The sequence below is a fragment of the Streptomyces albiflavescens genome (assembly GCF_014645835.1).
In the GTDB taxonomy this organism is placed as follows: domain Bacteria; phylum Actinomycetota; class Actinomycetes; order Streptomycetales; family Streptomycetaceae; genus Streptomyces; species Streptomyces albiflavescens.
In genome coordinates, this window is the sequence record NZ_BMMM01000026.1 from 102,499 (window position 1) to 125,182 (window position 22,684).

Annotated in this window: 19 protein-coding genes and 1 pseudogene; 10 read left to right on the forward strand and 10 right to left on the reverse strand. The window is 70.9% G+C overall.

Annotation, left to right across the window (positions count from 1 at the left end):
- Positions 1 to 4: 4 nt before the first annotated feature.
- Both IEY95_RS43970 and IEY95_RS43975 read right to left on the reverse strand, forming a co-directional pair.
- Positions 5 to 748: a zinc ribbon domain-containing protein gene (locus tag IEY95_RS43970; RefSeq protein ID WP_189191940.1), complete on the reverse strand. Its 744-nt coding sequence runs from the start codon at positions 746 to 748 to the stop codon at positions 5 to 7.
- The gene (locus IEY95_RS43975; protein WP_189191898.1) at positions 745 to 1,596 is read right to left on the reverse strand and encodes a Nif3-like dinuclear metal center hexameric protein; all 852 of its coding nucleotides are present in this window, start codon (positions 1,594 to 1,596) and stop codon (positions 745 to 747) included. The genes IEY95_RS43970 and IEY95_RS43975 overlap by 4 nt, the downstream gene beginning before the upstream one ends.
- Before the next feature lie 244 nt (positions 1,597 to 1,840).
- On the opposite strand from IEY95_RS43975, the pseudogene IEY95_RS43980 reads away from it, so the two are divergent.
- Together IEY95_RS43980 and IEY95_RS43985 are read left to right on the forward strand one after the other, a co-directional pair.
- A pseudogene (locus tag IEY95_RS43980) lies at positions 1,841 to 3,016 on the forward strand (hypothetical protein); the annotation flags it as partial.
- Positions 3,017 to 3,389: 373 nt separating this feature from the next.
- Entirely contained in the window at positions 3,390 to 3,554 is a 165-nt protein-coding gene (locus tag IEY95_RS43985) for a hypothetical protein (RefSeq protein ID WP_189191899.1), read from the forward strand.
- 314 nt (positions 3,555 to 3,868) lie between these two features.
- Here the strand turns inward: IEY95_RS43985 and IEY95_RS43990 are convergent, their stop codons facing one another.
- From IEY95_RS43990 to chsH3, 3 genes are read right to left on the reverse strand one after another with little or no spacing between them, the layout of a single operon-like run.
- A complete protein-coding gene (locus IEY95_RS43990; RefSeq protein WP_189191900.1) occupies positions 3,869 to 4,807 on the reverse strand; it encodes a 3-oxoacyl-ACP reductase in 939 nt (312 codons plus the stop codon).
- A gap of 23 nt (positions 4,808 to 4,830) precedes the next feature.
- Positions 4,831 to 5,907: a Zn-dependent alcohol dehydrogenase gene (locus tag IEY95_RS43995; protein WP_189191901.1), complete on the reverse strand. Its 1,077-nt coding sequence runs from the start codon at positions 5,905 to 5,907 to the stop codon at positions 4,831 to 4,833.
- A gap of 55 nt (positions 5,908 to 5,962) precedes the next feature.
- Positions 5,963 to 6,820 (reverse strand): enoyl-CoA hydratase ChsH3, encoded by an 858-nt coding sequence (chsH3, locus tag IEY95_RS44000; protein ID WP_189191902.1) that lies wholly within the window; start codon positions 6,818 to 6,820, stop codon positions 5,963 to 5,965.
- Between the two features lie 256 nt (positions 6,821 to 7,076).
- Between chsH3 and IEY95_RS44005 the strand changes: the two genes are divergently transcribed.
- From IEY95_RS44005 to IEY95_RS44020, 4 genes are all read left to right on the forward strand, one after another.
- On the forward strand, positions 7,077 to 8,000 hold the full coding sequence (locus IEY95_RS44005) for an ABC transporter ATP-binding protein (RefSeq protein ID WP_189191903.1): 924 nt from the start codon (positions 7,077 to 7,079) through the stop codon (positions 7,998 to 8,000).
- The gene (locus IEY95_RS44010) at positions 8,000 to 8,719 is read left to right on the forward strand and encodes an ABC transporter permease (protein WP_189191904.1); all 720 of its coding nucleotides are present in this window, start codon (positions 8,000 to 8,002) and stop codon (positions 8,717 to 8,719) included. Before IEY95_RS44005 ends, IEY95_RS44010 begins: the two co-directional genes overlap by 1 nt.
- Positions 8,720 to 8,736: 17 nt before the next feature.
- The gene (locus tag IEY95_RS44015; RefSeq protein WP_189191905.1) at positions 8,737 to 10,005 is read left to right on the forward strand and encodes a sensor histidine kinase; all 1,269 of its coding nucleotides are present in this window, start codon (positions 8,737 to 8,739) and stop codon (positions 10,003 to 10,005) included.
- A gap of 63 nt (positions 10,006 to 10,068) precedes the next feature.
- Positions 10,069 to 10,701, forward strand: a complete 633-nt coding sequence (locus IEY95_RS44020) for a response regulator transcription factor (protein WP_189191941.1) — start codon at positions 10,069 to 10,071, stop codon at positions 10,699 to 10,701.
- A 56-nt stretch (positions 10,702 to 10,757) separates the two neighbouring features.
- Here IEY95_RS44020 and IEY95_RS44025 read toward each other — a convergent pair whose 3' ends face one another.
- From IEY95_RS44025 to IEY95_RS44040, 4 genes are all read right to left on the reverse strand, one after another.
- Entirely contained in the window at positions 10,758 to 11,594 is an 837-nt protein-coding gene (locus IEY95_RS44025) for a hypothetical protein (RefSeq protein ID WP_189191906.1), read from the reverse strand.
- Complete coding sequence (locus IEY95_RS44030; RefSeq protein ID WP_189191907.1) at positions 11,594 to 12,133, reverse strand: SigE family RNA polymerase sigma factor; 540 nt, start codon at positions 12,131 to 12,133, stop codon at positions 11,594 to 11,596. The genes IEY95_RS44025 and IEY95_RS44030 overlap by 1 nt, the downstream gene beginning before the upstream one ends.
- A 134-nt stretch (positions 12,134 to 12,267) precedes the next feature.
- A complete protein-coding gene (locus IEY95_RS44035; protein ID WP_189191908.1) occupies positions 12,268 to 13,707 on the reverse strand; it encodes an MFS transporter in 1,440 nt (479 codons plus the stop codon).
- A 316-nt stretch (positions 13,708 to 14,023) separates the two neighbouring features.
- Entirely contained in the window at positions 14,024 to 15,220 is a 1,197-nt protein-coding gene (locus IEY95_RS44040) for a lipid-transfer protein (RefSeq protein ID WP_189191909.1), read from the reverse strand.
- A gap of 152 nt (positions 15,221 to 15,372) precedes the next feature.
- Here IEY95_RS44040 and IEY95_RS44045 point away from each other — a divergent pair, with 152 nt between their 5' ends.
- Positions 15,373 to 16,566: an RNA-guided endonuclease InsQ/TnpB family protein gene (locus tag IEY95_RS44045; RefSeq protein WP_189191910.1), complete on the forward strand. Its 1,194-nt coding sequence runs from the start codon at positions 15,373 to 15,375 to the stop codon at positions 16,564 to 16,566.
- A gap of 42 nt (positions 16,567 to 16,608) precedes the next feature.
- On the opposite strand, the gene IEY95_RS44050 is transcribed toward IEY95_RS44045, so the two are convergent.
- Positions 16,609 to 18,804 carry an acyl-CoA dehydrogenase family protein gene (locus IEY95_RS44050; RefSeq protein ID WP_189191911.1) on the reverse strand — a complete coding sequence of 732 codons (2,196 nt, stop codon included), beginning with the start codon at positions 18,802 to 18,804 and terminating at the stop codon, positions 16,609 to 16,611.
- A 325-nt stretch (positions 18,805 to 19,129) separates the two neighbouring features.
- On the opposite strand from IEY95_RS44050, the gene IEY95_RS44055 reads away from it, so the two are divergent.
- The 3 genes from IEY95_RS44055 to IEY95_RS44065 all read left to right on the forward strand — a co-directional run bounded on the left by IEY95_RS44055 (position 19,130) and on the right by IEY95_RS44065 (position 22,596).
- Positions 19,130 to 20,863, forward strand: coding sequence for an MFS transporter (locus IEY95_RS44055; RefSeq protein WP_189191912.1), 1,734 nt, complete (start codon positions 19,130 to 19,132; stop codon positions 20,861 to 20,863).
- Between the two features lie 94 nt (positions 20,864 to 20,957).
- Positions 20,958 to 21,608 (forward strand): class I SAM-dependent methyltransferase, encoded by a 651-nt coding sequence (locus tag IEY95_RS44060; RefSeq protein ID WP_189191913.1) that lies wholly within the window; start codon positions 20,958 to 20,960, stop codon positions 21,606 to 21,608.
- 22 nt (positions 21,609 to 21,630) lie between these two features.
- Positions 21,631 to 22,596 (forward strand): N-acetylmuramoyl-L-alanine amidase, encoded by a 966-nt coding sequence (locus IEY95_RS44065; protein ID WP_189191914.1) that lies wholly within the window; start codon positions 21,631 to 21,633, stop codon positions 22,594 to 22,596.
- Positions 22,597 to 22,684: the final 88 nt, after the last annotated feature.

Below are 22,684 nucleotides of genomic sequence, written 5' to 3' on the forward strand. Positions count from 1 at the left end.
TTACTTACAGACCGGACTCGGACGTACGCACCAGGATGCGACGGCAGTTCTCGCAGCGCAGCACGGTGTCCGGGGAGGCCGCCTTCACCTCGTTGACCTCGGTGATGTTGAGCTCCAGGCGGCAGCCCTCGCAGCGGCGCTGGTAGAGCCGGGCCGCGCCGACGCCACCCTGCTGCTCGCGCAGCTTGTCGTAGAGCTTGAGCAGGTCGGCGGGGATCGTGCCGGCGATGACCTCGCGCTCCTTGGTCACCGTCGCGGTCTCACCGTCGAGGGACTCGAAGGCGGCGTCCCGGCGCGAGGTCGCGTCGTCGATCTTCGACTGGACGGAGGAGACACGCTCGGTCAGCTCGGCGACGCGCTCCTGGGCGGACTCGCGGCGCTCCATGACCTCCAGGACGACGTCCTCCAGGTCACCCTGACGCTTGGCGAGGGAGGTGATCTCGCGCTGGAGGTTCTCCAGGTCCTTGGGGGACGACACGGCACCGGAGTCGAGGCGCTTCTGGTCGCGGACGGCACGCTGGCGCACCTGGTCGACGTCCTGCTCCGCCTTGGTCTGCTCGCGGGCGCAGTCGCTCTCCTCGGTCTGCGCGGCGACGAGCAGGTCGCGCAGCTGTGTGAGGTCCTTGTTCAGCGACTCGATCTCGGCGTGCTCGGGCAGCGACCTCCGCTTGTGCGCCAGCTGCTGGAGGCGTACGTCGAGGGCCTGGACGTCGAGGAGTCGGATCTGGTCGGCGGGCGCGGCGTTCAGTTGGGGGCTCCTGATGTGTCGGTGTGAGAGGCCGCGTGGGCGGTCCAGGGGTCGGTGACCGTCTTCGAGACGTGGACCCGCAGGCCCCATCCATGACGGTCGGAGATCTCGTCGAGCTGGGCGGCGGCCAGCTCGCACCAGGGCCACTCGGTGGCCCAGTGCGCCGCGTCGAGCAGCGCGAGAGGACTGTGGGCGCGGGCCTCGGACGCCGGGTGGTGGCGCAGGTCCGCGGTGAGGAAGGCGTCCGCGCCCGCGGCGCGCACGTCGTCGAAGAGGCTGTCGCCGGAGCCGCCGCTGACCACGACGGTCCGTACCAGCGCCTCGGGGTCGCCCGCGACCCGGATGCCCTGCGCGGTGGCGGGCAGCCGCTCCGCGGCACGCGCGGCGAGTTCACGGACGGTCAGCGGGTGGTCCAGCTCACAGACCCGGCCAAGACCCCGGCGGCCGTCCGGGTCGGTGGGGTCCGGCACGAGGGGGCGTACGACACGAAGGTCCAGTGCGCCCGCGAGGGCGTCGGAGACTCCCGGATCGGCGCGGTCGGCGTTGGTGTGCGCGACGTGCAGAGCGATGTCGTTCTTGATCAGGGTGTGCACGACGCGGCCCTTGAAGCTGGTGGCCGCCACCGTCGTCGTACCGCGCAGATAGAGCGGATGGTGGGTGACCAGCAGATCCGCACCCAGCTTGACCGCTTCGTCGACGATGTCCTGGACCGGGTCGACGGCGAACAGCACGCGCGTGACCTCCTGGTCGGGGTCGCCGCAGACGGTGCCGACCGCGTCCCAGTCCTCGGCCCTCTCCGGGGGCCAGAGGGAGTCGAGCGCGGCGATGACTTCAGACAGACGGGGCACGGGGAAAGGCTACCTGCCTTACGTCCCTGTCCGACCTGTCGCGGGCCACTCGACCAGCGCCCCGGCGGCGCGCGGGTTCCGCCGCCCGGTCCCCCACCCGTGCCTCCCCACCACCGTCCAGCACATCCGCCCCCGTTCCCTCAGGCGAATCCCGACATGGCCACCCTTATGTGTGAAGCCGCCGCCCGTCGGTGCCACGTCTGTGCGTGCGAAAACTAGCTTCGTCGCTGGAGGTGAGCGAACGATGACGGCCTGTGCGACGGAGCCCATGGCAGAGAACGAGGACGAGAGCCACGACGCGCGCCATGAGGCGAACGACGACCTGAACGACTGGACCGCCCGTCCCGCCTGTGTGATCACCGCTGACGGCACATACGCGGCGCGCCTCACCCTGGCCGGCGACTCCTGGTACCCGGAGCGCTGGACGCTGGACGGCCCCGAGCCGTACGCCGTGCCGCTGCCCGCCCACCAGCCGGAGGAACCCGGCACCGAGGTGCAGCCGCTGACCGACGGAAGGGTGCTGATCCACCGGGTGACGGACGGACGGCACGTCTTCTCGCTGCTGTACCCGACCGGGCCCGGCACCGGCGAACTGCCGCTCGGCGCGGTGGAGTGCCCCCACGAGGGCACCCGGCTGCGGCTGCTGCCGCCCGCACCGGGTGGGCAGCGCGCGTACGCCCTCGCCGTGGGCCGTGGCTCCACGGCGGTGTGGCTGGTGGCGGGCGGCGCGTTCGGCCCCGAACACCTGGCCCAGGTGCCGGGCCACTGCTCGGGCGGGGTGTGGCTGGACGGCACCGGCCGCCTGCTCGCCCTGGACCGCTACCAGAACGGCCGCACCAAGACGGTGGTCGTCGACCTGGAGCGCGGCGGCGAGATGTCGCCGTTCCTCCAGATCGCCGAGCAGAGCAACGACCGTCTGCTCCTCGCGGACGCCGACAGCGGCCTCCTCCTCATCCGCTCCGACGCCCCGTCCCCGGGCCACGAGCGCCTCGGCTGGGGCGTCGTCGGCAGCACCCTGCCCATCCGCTTCCCGGAGTGCCTGCGCCTGACCGACTGCGCGGTGACACCCTTCGCGATCCAGCCGGGCCAGATGCTCACCCCCGAGACCTGCGCGGTGGCCCTGCGCATCGACGGCCCGGCGGGCACCTGGCTGGGCATCTGGCGCCCCGCCGAACGCCACGTCCACCATCTCCCGGCCCCCGAGGGCTGGTTGGCGGGCACCGGCCTGTGGACCAGAGAGGGGGTGCTCCAACTCCCGTACGCGACCGGGGCGGTGCCGTGCGGGGTGGCACGGGTGGAAGCGCCCACGGGGGTGGAAGAAAGGGGCCTTGACCGGGACGCCGGCCAGGGCCCCGAGTCACGACCACCGGCCCGCCCGGTCCCTCTCCAATACGCCCCGCTGACCGGTCGGGTGGTGCGGTTGAAGGGCCGAGAGCCACAACCGGGCAGGTTCATCCGGGTACCCCAGGCCCGTCCGGCGCTTGAAGACCAGGCCGCGCACCACACCACACCCATCCCGACACCCATCCCGGGCGACACACTCCACCCCGTCCGGCGCCCCTTGGCCCGTCCGGCGTTCCAGGACGAGGCCCTCAAGGCCGACAGCGGGGGCCTGGGAGCAGCGGCCTCGTGGAGCGACGGGGGTCTCCCCGGCTCGAGCGGAGCCGAGAGCTTGGGTGAGGTTCGGGGCAGGGAGGGCGACGAAAGCTCACCCACCGACAGTCCCGCCATGACCGCCAGTTAGACTCCCCCGGCTGTAAAAGAAGGATCTTGCATACGGGGTGAACACTTCAATGAGCGACACCAGCACGATGAATGCGCCGGGCGCCGACTCCCACGAGGCCACGGCCGAGGCCGAAGGCCATGGCAGGCACCGCGGCCCGAACTCCGGCCACGACGACGCGGCGACCCCGCACGGCCGCCACCGCAAGCCGTCCGACCAGGACAACGCGGCCTGACGGCACGCCGAACCCGGCACACGGCCCCGCTCGCGCCATGGCGAGCGGGGCCGTTCCGTGCGGGGCTCCCCCGGGCCCCACGCGTGGGCGACGTCCAAGTCCCCCGCCGTCGAGTCGACTCCCTCTTGTCCAGGGGAGAACCGACCGTTCCTGGGCAGTGAGCGGGAGCGAGCCCGTGCACTGCCGCCCGAAGGAACGGTAGCCACCGGTAGCCCATGTCCGGTGGTCGGCGTCCGGTTGCCGGCGCCCGGCGTCCGGCGCCCGGCGCCCGGCGTCCGAGACGCCGGTAGCCGACACCCGAAAGCTCCGAAAAGCTATTCGTGCTTGAGCCCCAGCACCTCCACCGCCGCGAACGTCTCGCCCTTCGGGCGGTCCGCGTAGTGCGGAGTCAGCAGGGCGTCCAGCTCGTCGTACGTGAAGACGTCCTGCTTGGTGTCGAACTTGGTGGCCACCCGCGGGCGTTCGACGATCGCGACCATGCCGCCGTGCACGACGAGCAGCTGGCCGTTGACGTGCGCGGCGGCGGGCGAGGCCAAGTAGCCGACGAGCGGGGCGACATGCTCGGGCGCGAGCGGATCGAGTCCCTCCTCCGGCTGCCCGAATCCGGCGAACACGTCCTCCGTCATACGGGTCCGCGCCCGCGGGCAGATGACGTTCGCCGTCACCCCGTACTTCGCGAGCGCCAGCGCGGTCGAGGTCGTCAGCCCGACGATTCCGCCCTTCGCCGCGGCATAGTTGGGCTGCCCCGCCGAACCGGCGAGGTACGCCTCCGACGAGGTGTTCACGATCCGCCCGTACACGGGCCCGTCGGCCGCCTTGGAGCGTGCCCGCCAGTGCACGGACGCGAAGTGGGTCGTGTTGAAGTGGCCTTTGAGGTGCACCCGGACGACCGAGTCCCACTCGCCCTCGGTCATCGAGAAGATCATCCGGTCGCGCAGGATGCCCGCGTTGTTGACCAGGATATCGAGCTTCCCGAATTCGGTGACCGCCAACTCGACGAGTTCGCGGGCCTGTTCGTGGTCGGCGACGTCCCCGGTGTGGGCGACGGCCCGGCCGCCCGCCGCGCGGATCTCCGCGGCGACCTCCTCGGCGGGCGTGGCCGAGGCCTCGCCGGAACCGTCCCGCCCGGGCTGCCCGTAGTCGTTGACGACAACGGCCGCGCCCAGACGGCCGAGTTCCAGCGCCTCGGCCCGTCCGAGGCCGCGCCCCGCGCCGGTCACGATCGCGGTGAGACCTTCAAGTGGCAGTGACATCAAGGTCCTTAGCGGTTGTGGGATCAGATCTCGATGCAGGTACGCAGGGCGGTGCCCGTACGCATCTGGTCGAGGGCCTCGTTGATCTCGGCGAGCGGCACCCGGTGGGTGATCAGGCCCTCCAGGTCGATACGGCCCGCGCGCCACAGGGCGACCGTGCGCTCGTACGACCGCAGGACGTCCCCGCCGCCGTACATCGAAGGCAGGATCCGCTTCTCGTCGAAGAACAGCTCGAACATGTTGAGCTGGAGGAAGTCGTCCATGGCGCCCGCGCCGACGACGACGAACGTGCCGCCGCGACGGGTGTTGTCGTAGGCGGTGCGGGCGGTGGCGGACTTGCCGACGACCTCGAAGACGTAGTCGAAGCCCTCGCCGCCGGTCACCGACTGCTTGGCGTCGGCGAGTTCGTCCGGTGAGACCGCCTTGGTCGCACCGAACCTGAGCGCGGCCTCGCGGCGCGAGGCGACCGGGTCGACGGCGACGATCTCGGCGGCGCCCTTGAGCCGCGCGCCCTGGATCGCGGAGATGCCGACCCCGCCGCAGCCGATGACGGCGACCGACGAACCGGCCTCCACGTCGGCGGTGTTGAGGGCGGCGCCGAGTCCGGTGGTGACGCCGCAGCCGATGAGGGCCGCGATGTCGAAGGGCACGTCGTCGGGGATGGGGACCGCGCAGCCCGCGTCGACGACGACCTCCTCGGTGAAGGTGCCGGTGCCGGCGAAGCCGAAGACATCGCCGCCGGGGCGCTTGAAGTTGGGCGTGCCCGCGTTCATGAACCCGGCCAGGCACAGTTCGGTCTGCCCGCGCTTGCAGGCGGGACAGACGCCGCAGGCCGGCAGCCAGCAGACGACGACCCGGTCGCCGGGCTTCAAGTGGCCGACTCCGTCGCCGACTTCGGTGATCTCGCCGGCGCCCTCGTGGCCGGGCACGAACGGCGCGGGCTGCGGCAGTACGCCGTTCATCGCGGACAGGTCCGAGTGGCACAGCCCGGTGGCCCGCACCCGGATCCTCACCTTGCCGGGCCCGAAGCCCACCGCCTCGACGTCGTCGAGTACTTCGAGTTTGTCCTGGCCTATCTCGTGCTGTACGGCTGCGCGCATGGTGCGGCTCCCCTCGGAAGATCCCCTCGGACGTACTGAAGTGCTGGTACTGGGCTCAGGTGTGTTCGACGATCGTGTCGGCCAGCACCGGCGCGTCGTCCCGCTCCACCGCGCTCACCGCCACCTGGACCCCGTCCTCCCGCCGCCACATCCGGATGCGCAGGGTCTCGCCGGGGAAGACGACTCCGGCGAAGCGTGTGGTGTACGAGCGGACGCGGGTCACGTCGCCGTCGAGCAGGGTGTCGACGACCGCCTTGAGCGTCAGGCCGTAGGTGCACAGCCCGTGCAGGATCGGCCGGTCGAACCCGGCGAGCTTGGCGAACTCGGGGTCGGCGTGCAGCGGGTTCCAGTCGCCGGAGAGCCGGTACAGCAGGGCCTGGTCCTCGCGGATCGGGCGTTCGACGGTCCTGTCGGGCTCGCCCGTCGGCGGTTCGAGGCGCGTGGACGGCCCCCGGTCTCCTCCCCAACCCCCTTCTCCCCGTACGAAGATCTGGGCGTCGTTGGTCCAGAGCGGGCCCTCGGCGTCGGCGACTTCGGTGCGCATGACGAGGATCGCGGCCTTGCCCTTGTCGTAGACGGCCGCGATGCGCCCGGTGGCGAGCGCCTTGCCCTCGACCGGGATGGGGCGGTGCAGCCGGACGGTCTGGCCGCCGTGCAGCACGCGGGCGAGGTCGACCTCGACGCCGGGCATGGAGAGGCCGCTGATCACGCCGGGTGAGCCGGAGCCCGCGACGGTGGCGAAGCTGGGCAGGACGTGCAGCCTGGATTCGAGGGTGTAGCGCAGCTCGTCGGGGTCGGTCGCGGGAACGCCCGCGCCCAGGCCCAGGTGGTAGAGCTGGACGTCCTTGTGATTCCAGGTGATCTCTCCGGTCCGGGGCTCTGCGGCGACGGCCTTGGCGGCGTCAATGGGCATGGGGCTCCTGATCACTAGGGCCTGAGACCTCGGTGCGGCCGTCCGCACCGTCGGCCGCACCGAGGTCGACACTGGGCCGCGGAACCCGCCCGTTCTAGAACGCGTTCCAGTCCGGCGACCCCTTGTATAGCCCAGCACCCGGCACTTGTGAAGACTACTGACACCATGTCAGATCCGTGGGCCGTGACATTTGTCCCGGCCGATCGCTGACATGTGCATCTGCCGGACCGGGCGCCCTGCTCATAGCGTCGTACCCATGACACAGACGACTGGGACACCGTCCGCCGTGTCCTTCACGGGGGCGGTCAAGAGCTTCGGGGACGTACGCGCCGTGGCCGGGGTGAATCTGGAGATAGCACGCGGCGAGACGGTCGCGCTGCTGGGGCGCAACGGAGCGGGGAAGTCGACGACGATCTCGTTGCTGCTGGGCCTGAACGAGCCGGACGAGGGCTCGGTCGCGCTCTTCGGCGGCCCCCCGGAGACGGCGGTGCGCGCCGGCAAGGTCGGCGCGATGCTGCAGGAGACGCGGCCGGTACCGCGCGTCACCGTCCAGGAGCTGATCTCCTTCGTCGCCGGGCGCTACCCGGCGCCGCTGCCGGTGCCCGACGCGCTGGAGCTCGCGGGCATCGCCGAGCTGGCCGGGCGGCGCGTCGACCGGCTTTCGGGCGGTCAGGGGCAGCGGGTGCGGTTCGCGATGGCGCTGGCCGGGAACCCCGCGCTGATCGTGCTCGACGAGCCGACGGCCGCACTGGACGTGGAGGCGCGGCACGCCTTCTGGGAGTCGATGCGGGCGTATGCCCGGCGCGGCCACACGGTCCTCTTCTCCACGCACTATCTGGAGGAGGCCGATGCGCACGCCGACCGGATCGTCGTCATCGACCACGGCCGCATCGTCGCCGACGGCACCGGGGAGCAGCTGAAGCGGTCGGTGGGCGGCAATCTGGTCTCCTTCGACCTGGCAGGCCGTGGCACGGAGGGGCTGACCCTCCTGCCCGGCGTGGTCTCCGTGGAGGTGCGCGGGGACCGCGCCCGGCTGCGGACGGACGACTCGGACGCGACAGTGATCGCGCTGGCCGAACAGGGGGCGATACGCGGCCTGGAGGTCGTCCCCGCGTCGCTCGACGAAGCCTTCATGGCGCTCACCTCGAGTGCGCCCTCGGATGTTCTGGAGACGGTGTGATGCTGGACTACCTGCGGCTCGAAGTGCGCCGGACGCTGCGCGACACCGGCTTCGTGATCGGCGGCATCGCGATGCCGGTGATGATGTACCTCCTCTTCACCAACCTCGGCGGCGGCGATGACGGCGAGTGGAAGACCGCCTCGATGGTCGGCATGGCCGCGTACGGCGCGGTGGGCTCGGCCCTGAACACCGGCGGCGGAGTCGCCGAGGACAAGGTGATCGGCTGGCTGCGGCAGCTTCGGGTGACACCGATGACACCGCGCGAAGTGGTGCTGGGGCGGGCGCTGACCGGCTCGGTGACCGTGCTGCCCGCGATCACCGCGGTACTGGCGGCGGGCGGACTGGTCAACGGCGTACGGATGGACGTCTGGCAGTGGGCGGCGATCGCGGTGCTGCTGTGGCTCGGCTCGATACCGTTCACACTGCTGGGCCTCGGCAACGGCTACCGGCTGACCGCGCAGACGACGGGTGTCGCCAACATGGTGTGCAACCTGGGGCTCTCGGTGATCGGCGGCCTGTGGTTCCCGCTCGCCCTGTTCCCCGGCTGGCTGCGCTCCCTGTCGGCGTACACCCCCACGAACCGCTTCGCGCAGCTCGGCGTGTCGGTCGCGGACGGCCACGCTCCGGGTCTCGGCGCGATGGCGGTGCTGACGGCCTGGCTGCTGGCGTTCGGTTCGTACGCTGTGTTCTCGTACCGTCGGTCCGCACGGACCGTCTGAGCCAGGGGGAGTGGGAGATGTCCTGGATCCGAGGGGTCACCTGCCAGGTGAGCCAGTGGCGGGCGGAACGAACGCGCTGGAAGGCCGACATGGAACGCTTCAAGGCCGAGCAGCGGGCCGCCCGCAAGAACGGCGGGAAGATGCCCGAGAATCCCGGCCCGCCGCCCACCGGCTTCGCGCTGCTGCCGTGGCTGCTCATGGGCATGGGCGCCTTCTCCAACCTCTTCCAGGGCAAGACCCCACAGCCCTGGATCGGCGGCATCGGCCTGTTCGCCTTCAACTCCCTGTACATCTATGTGACGTTCCGCGTCTTCACGAGGGAGACGCGCGAGGCCCGCTCCACCCGCGTGGCGCTCATCCTGATGGGCCTGCTCACCTGCGGGCTGGCCATCGGGTACGGCGGCAGCTGGCTGTATTTCTTCCCGCTGCTGGGGCTCGCCACCGGGGCCGTCCTGCGAGGGCCGTGGCTCGGTCAGATCAGCCTCGGCCTGACCACGCTGGCGGCCGTGGTCTCCGTCTTCCGGGCGGGCTGGGACGCGGTGAACGTCGCGTACGGCACCTTCCTGTCGACGATGGTGACGGCCGCGATCCTCTCCCTCTCCGAGGCCGTACGCGAACTGCGCTCCGCCCGCGAGGAGCTGGCGCGCCGCGCCGTGGAGAAGGAGCGCATGCGCTTCTCCCGCGATCTGCACGACCTGCTGGGCCACACGCTCTCCGTCATCGTGGTGAAGTCGGAGGCGGCCCGCAGACTGGCCCACCGTGACCTGGACGCGGCCCTCGTCCAGGTCACCGACATCGAGTCGGTCGGCCGCCAGGCCCTCACGGAGATCCGCGAGGCGGTCACCGGCTACCGCGAGGGCAGCCTCGCCACGGAACTTGACCGCGCCCGTTCGGCGCTGTCCGCGACGGGCGTCGAACCGGTCGTACGGCAGTCCGGTCCGCCCCTCGTCCCCCAGACCGAGGCCCTGCTGGGCTGGGTGCTCCGCGAGGCCGTCACCAACGTCCTGCGTCACAGCGCCGCGACCCGCTGCGACATCACCGTCGACGGCACCCCCGACCGGGTCCGCCTGACCATCACCGACAACGGCACCGGTACCTCCCCCGCGGAGCCCGTGGAGGGCATCGGCGGCACCGGCCTCAAGGGCCTCACCGAACGCCTGGCCACGGCAGGCGGCTCACTGGAGGCGGGAACGGCTTCGCGCGGGGGGTTCCGGGTGAGGGCCGAGCTTCCGGTGGATGCGGTGGATTCGGCGGACTTGACGGAGGTGTCGGAGGTATCGGCCTGAGCGCCGACGTACCGCACCGGCACCGGAGCCCGCCCCGCGCCCTACCCTTGCCCCGTGAACGAGATGCCCCAAGACCACCGGCCCGCCAAGTCCATTCGTGTCCTGCTTGCCGAGGATCAGGGAATGATGCGGGGCGCGCTCGCTCTGCTGCTCGGGATGGAGGCGGACATCGAGGTGGTCGCGCAGGTGTCCGCGGGGGACGCGATCGTGGACGCGGCCTTGACGCACCGGCCGGATGTGGCGCTGCTGGACATCGAGCTGCCGGGGATGAGCGGGCTGGACGCCGCCGCCGAACTGCGCGAACAGGCGCCCGACTGCCGGGTGCTGATCCTCACCACCTTCGGGCGGCCCGGGTATCTGCGGCGGGCCATGGAGGCGGGCGCCGCGGGGTTCCTCGTCAAGGACGGGCCCGTGGAGGATCTGGCCGAGTCGATCCGGCGGGTGCTGACCGGGGAGACGGTCATCGACCCGGCGCTCGCCGCGGCGGCGCTGAGCGCCGGGCCCAATCCGCTCACCGCCCGCGAGTGCGACGTACTGAAGGCTTCCGTCGACGGTGCCACCGTCGCCGACATCGCCGCCAAGCTCCACCTCTCCGAGTCGACCGTCCGCAACTACCTCTCCTCCGCCATCGGCAAGACGGGCACCCGCAACCGCATGGAGGCGATGCGGGAGGCCCGCCAGCAGGGGTGGTTGTAGCTGGGGGACACGGACAGCCGGGCCCGGCCGCGAGGCCGGACCCCGCTCCCCCTACCTCACTTCGTCACCTTCACCGACTTGAAGCTCTTGCCCTCCGCCCCCAGGCACACGAACCAGTCGGGCTGGGAGCCGTCCACCGGGCGGATCAGATCCTCGATGCCCCCGGTGAGGCCCGTGCCCGGCGCAGGCCTCTCGGCCTTGATCGTCGTGCCGTCGTTCCAGGTGCAGGTGACCTGCTGTGCGGTCGGCGCGACCTTGCCGATCACGAGCCGATGGGATGCGCCGGCCGTATGGGAGTTGCCGGATTCCAGCGGCATCGCGAAAGCCTCGATGTCCTTGCCCGACAGGGAGTCGCCCTTCTCGACCGCTCCGTCCAGCACCGTGGTCGGGGGGCCGTCGCCCACGAGCAGGTGGCCGAACACCCAGCCCTTGCCGATGAGATCCGAGGCGACGCGCGTTCCGGTGGGCGTGACCCCGTATTCGCTCATCGCATTCCGTTGGTTCTGCGCCTCCACCGCGTTCTTCGGCGCCCCCCAGACGTCAATGGTGACGAACCATTCCTTGCCGTGGTCGACGCCCCTCGCCACGGTGCTCCGCTGCGGCTCGTACACATGCCGCTCCTCGGCCGTCGGCGGCTGGGTGGCGACCGGCGCGACCCGGTCCCCGCCATCGTCCGTCGTCCTGGCCAGCGCCAGCGCCCCCGTCGAACCGGCGATCACCAGTGCCGCGGCGCTCGCGACCGCCCAGCGGCGGGTCTTGCGGCGCCGGCCGCCACGGACCACCGCCTGGTAGGGGGCTATACCGATCTCCACCTCGTCCGCGGCCTCGGCCAGCAGAAGGGCGATGTCCCTGTGTGTCGCCATGTCGTGGTTCGTCTCCCGGTCCGCGCTCATCACTTCCGCCCTCCGTGCGTCACCATGTCGGCCAGGCCCGGTATGGCGCGGAGCTTCGCGATCCCCTTGGCCGCGTTGCTCTTCACCGCGCCCACCGAACAGCCCATCGCCTCCGCCGCCTGGCTCTCGCTCAGGTCCTCCCAGTAGCGAAGGACCACCGCTTCGCGCTGTCGCGCGGGCAGTTGGGCCAGCGCCATCAGCAGCGCGCTGCGGTCGTCGGCCTGGGCGATCCGGTCACCGCTGTCGGGCAGCTCGTGCGTGAGGCCCGAGTCGTCCTTCGGCGCGAGGAACTCCTTGAGCCTTCTGCGGTGTTTGCGGGCATGGGCGTTGATCATCACGCGCCGTACATAGGCCTCCGGGTCATCCGCCGCGCCGACCCGGCGCCAGGCCACGTACACCTGCTCCAGCGTCGTCTGGACCAGGTCCTCCGCCGCGTGCTGCTCCCCCGTGAGGAGAAATGCCGTACGCATCAGCCGAGGCCAGCGGCCGATGACAAAGCTCTGGAACTCCTCGTCCCGAGCCTGCTTCCGATCCCCCATGGGCACCTCCTAGATGTCTAAAGGAGTCCACGAGGATCAGATTTCGTTGCCTCGGCCCCGGAATTTCCTCGTCGCCTCGGCCCCGGAATTCGCCTCGGCCCGGGATTCGCTCGACCCCGGGATTGCTCGTCGCCTCAGCCCCGGGAGATCCCGGATGTCTTTCGCGGCAGCCACACCAGCATCAGCACCGTCCCGCCGAGCAGCAGGATCCCGCTTGTCCGGAACGCCAGCGCGTACCCGGCCGTCAGGGCCTCCCCCGACGCACTGTCCCCCGTGCGGGCCGCGGCGATCGTCGACATGATCGCCAGTCCGAGCGAACCGCCCATCGTGCGCGAGGTGTTGACCAGCCCGGACACCAAGCCGGCGTCCCGTGGTGCCGCCCCCGAGGTCGCGAGCGCGGCGAGCGGTGTCGCGGCCAGGCCCGCGCCCGCCATCATCAGGATCCCCGGGAACATGATCGCCGTCAGGTACGAGCCGTCCGCCGTCAACATCGACTGCCAGCCGAAGCCCGCCGCGGCCACCAGTGTGCCGAGGGCCGCCACATTGCGCGCGCCGACCACCGGCATGAAGCGCGGTGCCAGCTTCGAGCCCAGGACCACCGCGAGCGAACTCGGCACCAGCGCGAGCCCGGCGCCCAGTGGCGAGTAGCCGAGCACGTTCTGCGCGTACAGCGTCATGAAGAACCACATGCAGAACATCGCGGAGCCGCAGATGAACATGGCCGCGTTCGCCGACGACACCGCCCGCAGGCGCAGCAGTTTCAGCGGCATCAGAGGGCTCTTCGTCCGTGCCTCGACGAGGAGGAAGAGTCCGACCAGGGCGAGGCCGGCGCACAGCGGCACCAACGTCACCGCCGCCGTCCACCCCTCGGCCTCCGTCTGCACGATCCCGTAGGCCAGTGTCGCGAGCCCCGCCGTCACCAGCAGCGCGCCCGGCAGGTCGAGGCGGCGGCCGTCTCCGGCCCGGCTCTCCACCAGCCGACGGGCGGACCAGGCCAGCACCACCGCGCCGATGGGCACGTTGATGAGCAGCACCCACCGCCACGACAGGCCGTCGACCAGCAGCCCGCCGACCAGGCCGCCGGCCGCGCCGCCCCCGGCACCGACGGCGGTCCACGTCGCGATGGCACGCGCGCGTGCGGCGCCCTCCGGGACGGCCGAGGTGAGGATCGTCAGGGTCGAGGGCGCGAGTACGGCGGCGCCCAGTCCCTGAAGGGCCCGCGCGACCAGCAGTTGCCAGCCCTGTTGGGCGAGTCCGCCGCCGAGTGAGGCCAGCGTGAACAGCGCGAGCCCCACCAGGAACATCCGCTTGCGGCCGTACAGATCACCGGCCCGGCCGCCGAGCAGCATGAATCCGGCGAAGGCGATCGAGTACGCGTTCACCACCCACTGGAGTCCTGGTGCGCTCAGGGCGAGGTCGGTGCGCATCGACGGCAGCGCGACGTTGACCACGGACACGTCCAGTACGACCAGGAACTGGCCGGCGCAGGCGAGTGCGACCACCATCCACATGGGCGGGGCGGTGCGTACGGATATACGGGTGTCGTCTTCGGCGGCTCGGAGCATGGGTGTCATGCTCTCAACCGGATTACGGTCCTTGCATCGGGATTTCGCCGCGCTTGGGCGTCGGTCGGGGGACCTAGGACCTCCGCGCGGTTCTGGGCCTCGGGGCCGTGCCCACGGGGGAGGCCGCAGGCCCCGTCGCCCATCGGGAAGGCCGCGGGCCCCATCGCCGTCGGTCGGCCAGAAGCGGTTTTCGCCCCCTCCGCCCCTACCCGTCCCGTACCTGAGGGCTGCCGCCCCCAGACCCCCGCATCGGCCTTGACGGCCTCGTCCTCAAACGCCGGACGGGCTGGATCGTGCCGGCCGGAACTGAAAGGTCGCCGCGCGGCTAGAGGTCCCCCGCCCGCAGCAGCGTCACCACCGCTGCCCCGCCGAGCCCGATGTTGTGCGCGAGCGCCACGCGCGCGCCGGCCACCTGCCGGGCTCCCGCCTCGCCCCGAAGCTGCCAGGTGAGCTCCGCCACCTGCGCGATCCCGGTCGCCCCCAGAGGATGCCCCTTGGAGATCAGGCCGCCCGAGGGGTTCACCACCCAGCGCCCACCGTATGTCGTGGCCCCCGACTCGACGAGCTTGCCGGACTCCCCTTCTTCGCACATGCCGAGCGCCTCGTACGTCAGCAGCTCGTTGACCGAGAAGCAGTCGTGGAGTTCCACGACGTCCACGTCCTCGATGCCGAGTCCGGACCGCTCGTAGACCTGGCGGGCGGCCTCCCGCGACATCGGCTGTCCGACGACGTCGATGCACGAGCCGGAGGCGAAGGACTCCTCGGTGTCGGTGGTCATCGCCTGGGCGACGATCTCGACGGCCTTGCCCGCCAACGCGTGCCGCTCGACGAACCGTTCGGACACGACGACGGCCGCCGCCGCTCCGTCCGAGGTCGGCGAGCACTGGAGCTTGGTGAGCGGACGGTGCACGGTCCGAGCGGCGAGGATCTCGTCGACCGAGTACACGTCCTGGAACTGGGCGTACGGGTTGTGCGCCGAGTGCCGGTGGTTCTTGGCGCCGACGGCGGCCAACTGCGCTTCGGTCGTCCCGTACTTCTCCATGTGCTCCCGCGCCGCGTCGCCGAAGATCTGCGCGGTGGGCGGGGACATTTCGAAGCCGTGCCGGGCCGCCATGATCCCGTAATGCCGGGCCACCGGGGACGTCTCGAAGTCCCCGCCGTCCGCCCCGCCCCCGAGCGCCCCCCGCTTCATCTTCTCGAACCCCAGCGCCAGTACGCAGTCGGCGAGGCCGCCCTCGACGAACTGCCGCGCCAGCATCAACGCACTCGATCCGGTCGCGCAGTTGTTGTTGACGTTGTAGACGGGAACGCCGGTCAGGCCCAGTTCGTAGGCGGCGCGCTGGCCCGCGGTCGAGGCCTGGAAGCAGTAGCCGACAGGCACCTGCTCCACCTCGGCGTAAGAGATCCCGGCGTCGGCCAAGGCCTTGGTGCCCGCCTCCTTGACCATGTCCCAGTACTGCCACTCGCGGGTCTCGGGCCTCTCGAACTTGGTCATACCGACCCCGACGACGTACGTCTTCATCGGATTCCTCCGTGGATACTCCGCCCTTCAGGGCGGAGAGGAAACGGACTCCTGCGGAGCAGGGCCAGGAGCTGTGATTCGCCGCCGCGGCGGATCGCAGTGCTGTGACCCGCAGGTTTGATCACTACCTGTAGCCGTACTAGTTTGTGAGCGTGACCGCGAGCCCTGTGAAGCGGGCGTTCAAGTACCGCTTCCGTCCGACCGAGGCGCAGGCAGCCGAGCTGTCGCGCACGTTCGGATGCGTGCGCAAGGTCTACAACATGGCGCTCGCCGCCCGTACCCAGGCGTGGACGCGGCAGGAGCGGGTCAACTACAACGCCACGTCGGCGATGCTGACGGCGTGGAAGAAGACCGAGGAACTGTCGTTCCTCAACGACGTCTCCTCGGTTCCGCTCCAGCAGTGTCTGCGCCACTTGCAGGTGGCGTTCACCCACTTCTTCGGCAAGCGGGCCAAGTACCCGCGCTTCAAGTCGCGGAAGAAGTCCCGCCGTTCGGCCGAGTACACCACCAGCGGGTTCCGCTTCAAGGACGGCAGGCTGACCTTGGCGAAGATGGCGGAGCCGCTCGACATCGTGTGGTCGAGGCCGCTGCCCGAGGGATCGAAGCCGTCCACCGTGACGGTGTCGCAGGATGCGGCGGGACGCTGGTTCGTCTCGATGCTGTGTGAGGACCCCGGCGTCCAGCCGCTTGCCGTCAACTCGAACGTGGTCGGGATCGACGTGGGCCTGGACCACCTGCTGACGCTCTCGACCGGTGAGAAGATCGCCGACCCCCGGCATGAACGCCGCGACCGTGCCCGCCTGGCCAGGGCCCAGCGGGAGCTGTCGCGCAAGGCGAAGGGCTCGAAGAATCGGGAGAAGGCCCGACGCAAGGTCGCCCGCGTGCACGCCCGTATCACCGACCGGCGCAGGGACCACCTGCACAAGCTGACCACTCGTCTCGTGCGTGAGAACCAAACGCTCGTGATCGAGGACCTGACCGTGCGCAACATGGTCCAAAACCGGAGTCTCGCCCGCGCCATCAGTGATGCGTCCTGGTCGCAGTTCCGGAGCATGCTGGAGTACAAAGCCCAGTGGTACGGGCGGGAAGTGATCGCGGTAGACCGCTTTTTCCCCTCGTCCAAGCTGTGCTCCACCTGCGGCACCCTTCGGGAGGAGATGCCGCTCAGCGTCCGCACCTGGACGTGTGACTGCGGCACGACCCACGACCGGGACGTGAACGCAGCGAAGAACCTTCTGGCCGCCGGACGGGCGGTTGCAGCCTGCGGAGCTGGTGTAAGACCTCAACGGAGTTCTCCGGGCGGGCAGTCGGCGATGAAACAGGAAGTCTCACGGCGCAAGCCGTAAGAATCCACTCCCTTCAGGGAGGGGAGCGTCAAGAGTTCCCTCTCAGTCCCTGGGCAGGCCGAGGATGCGCTCGGCGACGACATTGAGCTGAACCTGGGTGGTGCCGCCCGCGATGGTCAGGCAGCGGGAGAGCAGGAAGCCGTGGACGGCGCGCTCGCCGACGTCCTCGCGCACCGCGCCCGCGGGGCCGAGGAGTTCGAGCCCGAGCTCGGCGACCTTCTGCTGGTGCGCGGTCTGCACCAGCTTCCTTATCGAGGCGCCGGCGCCCGGCTCCACCCCGGACACCTGCCGCAGGGTCGTGCGCAGCCCGATGCAGGCAAGCGCGTGCGCCTCGGCGAGCAGGGCACCCAACCGCGCCTCGTCCACACGGGCCGACTGCGCGATCAGCGCCTCCAGTCCCGTGTCGAACGTCAACTGGTCGGCCATGTGGACGCGTTCGTTGCCGAGGGTGTTGCGGGCGACGCGCCAGCCGTCGTCGACCTCGCCGACGACCGCGTCCGCCGGCAGCAGCACGTCGTCGAAGTAGACCTCGTTGAAGAGGGAGTCCCCGGTGATCTCCTTCAGGGGGCGGATGTCGATGCCGTCCGTGCGCTTCATGTCGACGACGAAGTAGGTGAGCCCCTTGTGTCTGGGCGCCGCCGGATTCGTCCGCGCGAGGAGGATTCCGTAGTCGGCCCACTGCGCCGCGCTCGTCCACACCTTCTGCCCGTTGACCCGCCACCGCCCGTCGGCGGTCCGCTCGGCCCGGGTTCGCAGCGACGCGAGGTCGGACCCGGCGCCCGGCTCCGAGAAGAGCTGGCACCAGAGCAGGTCCCCGCGCAGGGTGGGCAGCACATAGCGCTCCCGCTGCGGCCCGGTCCCGTAGGCGATGAGGGACGGTACGACCCAGGTGGCGATCCCCAGATCACTGATCTGTACGTTCGCCGCGGCCAACTCCTGCTGTATGGCGAGCTGTTGGACGGGCCCGGCGCCGAGTCCGTACGGCCGGGGCAGGTGCGGGGCGGCGTATCCGGTGGGCGCCAGCAGGCGTCGTACGGCCGCCGGATCGAGCCCGCGCGCGCCGTCGATCACCTCGCGGGCCTTCGTCCGGTACGCGGACGCCTCCGCCGGCAGCTCCAGGCGCAGCTCCCGCCGCACGCCGTGCCGTGCGAGCCGGGCGGCCCGCCGCAGGTGTGCGTCCCCGGCCCCGAGCAGCTGCCGTGCCACCAGAGCCCTGCGCAGATACAGATGGGCGTCGTGCTCCCAGGTGAACCCGATCCCGCCGAGAATCTGGATGCAGTCCTTGGCGCAGGAATGCGCGGCGTCGAGCGCGGCACCCGAAGCGAGGGCGGACACCAACTCCCGCACCCCGTCCGGCTCCTGAGCAGCCAGCTCCCCTGTCCCCAGCACCTCCTGAGCCGCTCGGGCCGCGTCCCATGTGAGCGCACGCGCCTGTTCGAGCCGTACGAGCATGTCGGCGCACAGATGCTTCACGCCCTGGAAGCGGCCGATGGGCCGGCCGAACTGTTCGCGGACCTTGGCGTACTCGGCGGCGGTCTCCAGCGCCCACGCGGCGGTGCCGCAGGCGTCCGCGGCGAGGAGGACGGCGGCGAGGTCGCGGACCAGGTCCGCGTCGACGCCGAGGACGCGGTCGGCGGGCACCCGCACCCCCTCCGCCCGGACCTCGGCGGTCGCCCGCGTCGGATCGGCGCTCTCGTGGGGGCGTACGACGAGGTCGGCGGCTTCCACGGCCAGCCACACCGTCCCGGTCGCGCCCGAGGCCGCCAGGATCAGGACGTCCGCGTCGGCGCCGGACAGTACGGGCGGCGCGATCCCGTCGAGCACGTACCCACCGTCCGCCGCGGCGGCGGTCAGGGTCCCCGCGTCGAACGCCACGGCGCCGACCCGCTCCCCGCACCCCAGCGCCCGTACGAGACCGTCCGACCCCGCTGCCCCCGTCGCCCCCTCCAGCACCACCGACGCCAGTGCGCTCGCGAGGTACGGCCCCGGCAGCGCGGCCCGCGCCGCCTCCTCCACGACGACGGCGAGGTCGACCAGGTCGCCGCCACCACCGCCGTACGACTCCGGAAGGTGCACGGCGAGCAGCCCCTGCGCGGCGAGCCCGTCCCAGTACGACGGTCTGCCGCCGCCCGGCGCGTCGAGCAGTTTGCGGACCTTTTCGGGTGGCACGGCTCGCGCGATCCAGCCGCGTACGGCCTCGGCCAGTTCCCGCTGTTCCGGTGTGGTCCCGATGCCCATGCGTGCCTCCCCAAGGCCCAAGGTGCGCGTCAGACTAGAACACGTTTCATTCTGACGGTAGGTCAGATCCCCATGGGAAGGTCAAGAATTCGTTAGTACGCCGAAGCATCGGAATAGTTGCCCGGGCGCACCGGGTTCAACTTGCACGTATCCCGCGCGCATCCCGCACGCACCCCGCACGCACCCCGCACGGATCAGAGACCCGGATCGACCGACCGTCCGGATCCCGCACGGATCGCCCCCCTTAGTTCCTGTACTTCCTGAGCACTTCTAGTTCCTGTACTTCCTGAGCACGTCTCTTCTTTTGGCCTGGAGGCCCCACCCCATGACGCACACGACGACCGACCAGCCCACGCGGAGGCCGAGCGGCGCGACCGTGCCGGTGCTCGCCTTCGCGGGCATCGTTGTCGCGGTGATGCAGACCCTGCTCGTCCCGGTCATCAAGGACCTGCCGACGCTGCTGAGCACCGAGCCCAGCAACGCCACCTGGGTCTTGACCTCAACTCTGCTCTCGGGTGCCGTGGCCACGCCGATCATGGGGCGCCTCGGCGACCTCTTCGGCAAGCGACGCATGCTGATCGTGAGCCTCGCCGTGATGGTGGTCGGCGCACTCATCAGCGCGCTGACCAGCACCCTGATACCGATGATCGCGGGTCGCACGCTCCAGGGCTTCGCCATGGGCGCGATCCCGCTCGGCATCGGCCTGATGCGCGACATGCTGCCCCGCGAGAAGCTCGGCTCGGCGATGGCCCTGATGAGCTCCTCGATCGGCGTCGGCGGCGGACTGGCGCTGCCCGCCGCGGCCCTGGTCGCGCAGCACGCGAACTGGCACGCCCTCTTCTACGGCGCCGCCGGCCTCGGCGTCCTCTCGATCCTCCTCACCCTCCTCGTCGTGCCGGAGTCTCCGATGCGCGCCGAGGGCACCTTCGACGTGCTGGGCGCGATAGGCCTCTCCGTGGGCCTCGTCCTGTTCCTGCTGCCGATCACCAAGGGCAGCGACTGGGGCTGGACCTCGGCCACCACGCTCGGCCTGTTCGCCGCGTCGGCCGTCGTGCTCGTCCTGTGGGGCGTGTTGGAGCTGCGCCTGAAGGCTCCGCTGGTCGACCTGCGCACCACGGCCCGCCCCGCGGTCCTCTTCACCAACCTCGCCTCGATCATGGTCGGCGTCTCCTTCTACGTCGTCTCCCTCGTCCTGCCCCAGCTGCTCCAGCTGCCGAAGGCCACCGGATACGGCCTCGGCCAGTCGATGGTCTCGGCGGGCCTGCTCGTGGCGCCGCTCGGCCTGACGATGATGCTCACGGCGCCCGTCTACGCCCGGCTGTCGGCGAAGTACGGTCCCAAGATCACCCTGATCCTCGGCATGCTGATCATCGCGATCGGCTACGGCGCGGGCCTCGGTCTGATGAACGCCGCCTGGCAGAGCCTCGTCATCGCGGTGGTCCTGGGCGCGGGCATCGGCCTCGCGTACTCCTCGCTGCCCGCGCTGATCATCGGCGCGGTCCCCGCCTCGGAGACGGGCGCGGCCAACGGCCTGAACACCCTGATGCGCTCCATCGGCACGTCGGTGTCCAGCGCCGTCATCGGCATGGTGCTCGCCAACACGGCCCACCACGTGGGCGGCGTCGCGATCCCGACCATGCACGGCTTCCGCGTCTCCTTCCTGATCGCGACGGGCGCGGTGGCGGTCGGCCTGCTGATGGCCCTGTTCCTGCCGAAGGCGAACCGCGCCCCGCAACTGCGTGCCAGCAGCGAGGAGGACGCCAACCTGGAGCGCGCCGAGGAGGCACTCCGCGGCTTCCGCGGCCGCGTCTTGAACGCCGACGGCGACCCGGTCGCCCGCGCCAAGGTCACCCTGATCGACCGGCGCGGCCGCCAGGCGGGTGCGACGCTCTCCGCCGAGGACGGCAGCTACGCGCTCGCCGTGCCCGCCGAGGGCGCCTATGTCCTGGCCGCCAGGGCCACCGGCCACGGCCCCCACGCCTCCTCGGCGACACACGCGGGCGACGAACGTCCGGTCGAGGTGGACCTGGCACTGCCGGGCCAGAGCGTTCCCGCGTAACGGACATACCCTCCCGTACACCCCCGTCGCCCACGCGGCGGGGGTGTACGGCAGCATGGGGCGTCCACAGGCGCGTACCCGATGGAGGACCCCCATGCCCGCGGCACCCAAGCCGGAGATTCTCGCCGCCTTCGAGGCCGCCAAGGGGTTCATGCCGCTCGGCGAGGGACTCGCGCTGTACGAGGCCGCCGTCGAGGCCGGGCGGCTCGGGCTGCCGCTCCTCGAGGTCGGCACCTACTGCGGGCGCTCCACGATCCTGCTCGCCGACGCCGCGCGGGAGGCCGGGGTCACGGCGATCACGGTCGACCACCACCGGGGCAGCGAGGAGCAGCAGCCGGGGTGGGAGTACCACGACCCGTCCACGGTCGACCCCGAGATCGGCCGGATGGACACGCTGCCCACCTTCCGCCGCACCCTGCACCAGGCGGGCCTGGAGGACCACGTGGTCGCGATCGTCGGCCGCTCGCCGCAGATCGCCGCCTTCTGGCGGACACCGCTCGGTTTCGTCTTCATCGACGGCGGCCACACCGACGAGCACGCGAGCGGCGACTACGAGGGCTGGGCACCACACGTGGCCGAAGGGGGCCTCCTCGTGATCCACGACGTGTTCCCCGACCCGGCCGACGAGTTCACCGGCCAGGCCCCGTACCGCGTCTACCTCAGGGCCCTGGAGTCCGGCGCGTTCACCGAGGTCTCGGTGACCGACTCGCTGCGCGTCCTGCGGCGAACCGGAGCGGGGATCTGAGGGCACGGTTAGAGTCGCTGACGTGTCGTACGTAGGCCCTGACTTCGATCCGCCCCAGCCGCGCCGTTCCCGGCGAGGCCCGCTCACCGTCGCGATCGCCGCGCTCGTACCGGGTGCGCTGGCCGGATGGCTGGTGTGGCAGGCGGTGGGCGACGACTCGGGGGGCGGGTCCGACAAGGCGGGGGCGGCGTCGCCGTCCTCCGCGCCGGCCTCCCCCACGGCCTCCGCGTCCGGCACGGACGACAGCAGGCCGAGTACCTCGCCGACCTCGCACTCGCCCTCGACGCCCTCCACGTCCGCACCCGCCGGCTCCGGCCCCCTCAAGGGCAAGGTGGTCGTCATCGATCCGGGGCACAATCCCGGCAACTTCCGGCACACGTCCGAGATCAACCGCAAGGTGAACATCGGCACGAACTGGAAGGAGTGCGACACGACGGGCACCTCGACCAACGCGGGTTACACGGAAGCCCAGTTCACGCTCGACGTCGCGCGCCGGATGCGTACGATCCTGCAACAGCAGGGCGCCACGGTGAAGTTCACGCAGGACGGTGACCGCTCGTGGGGCCCGTGCGTGGACGAGCGGGCCGAGATCGGTGACAAGGCTCACGCCGACGCGGTCGTCTCGATCCACGCGGACGGCTCGGCGGCCGGCAACCGCGGCTTCCATGTGATCCTGCCCGCATCCGTGCACTCGGGCGCCGCCGACACCCGCCCGATCGTCGCCCCGTCCCGCGATCTGGGCGAGCGCGTCGCGGGCCTGTTCGTCCGCGAGACGGGCAGCGCACCCTCCAACTACATCGGTGACGGCACCGGTCTCGTGGTCCGAAAGGATCTCGGCGGTCTCAATCTGTCAACGGTTCCGAAGGTGTTCATCGAGTGCGGCAACATGCGCGATAGCAAGGACGCTGCGTTGCTCACCAGCGGCGCGTGGCGACAGAAGGCGGCGCGTGGGATCTCTGAGGGAATCGTGAGTTTCCTGCGCGGGTAGTGATCGCGAGGTTGCACCCGGCGTACACCCTGATCGGACGGGCGATAGTGTCGTCCGTACGATGAGGGGCCACCCCCGCGCTTCACAC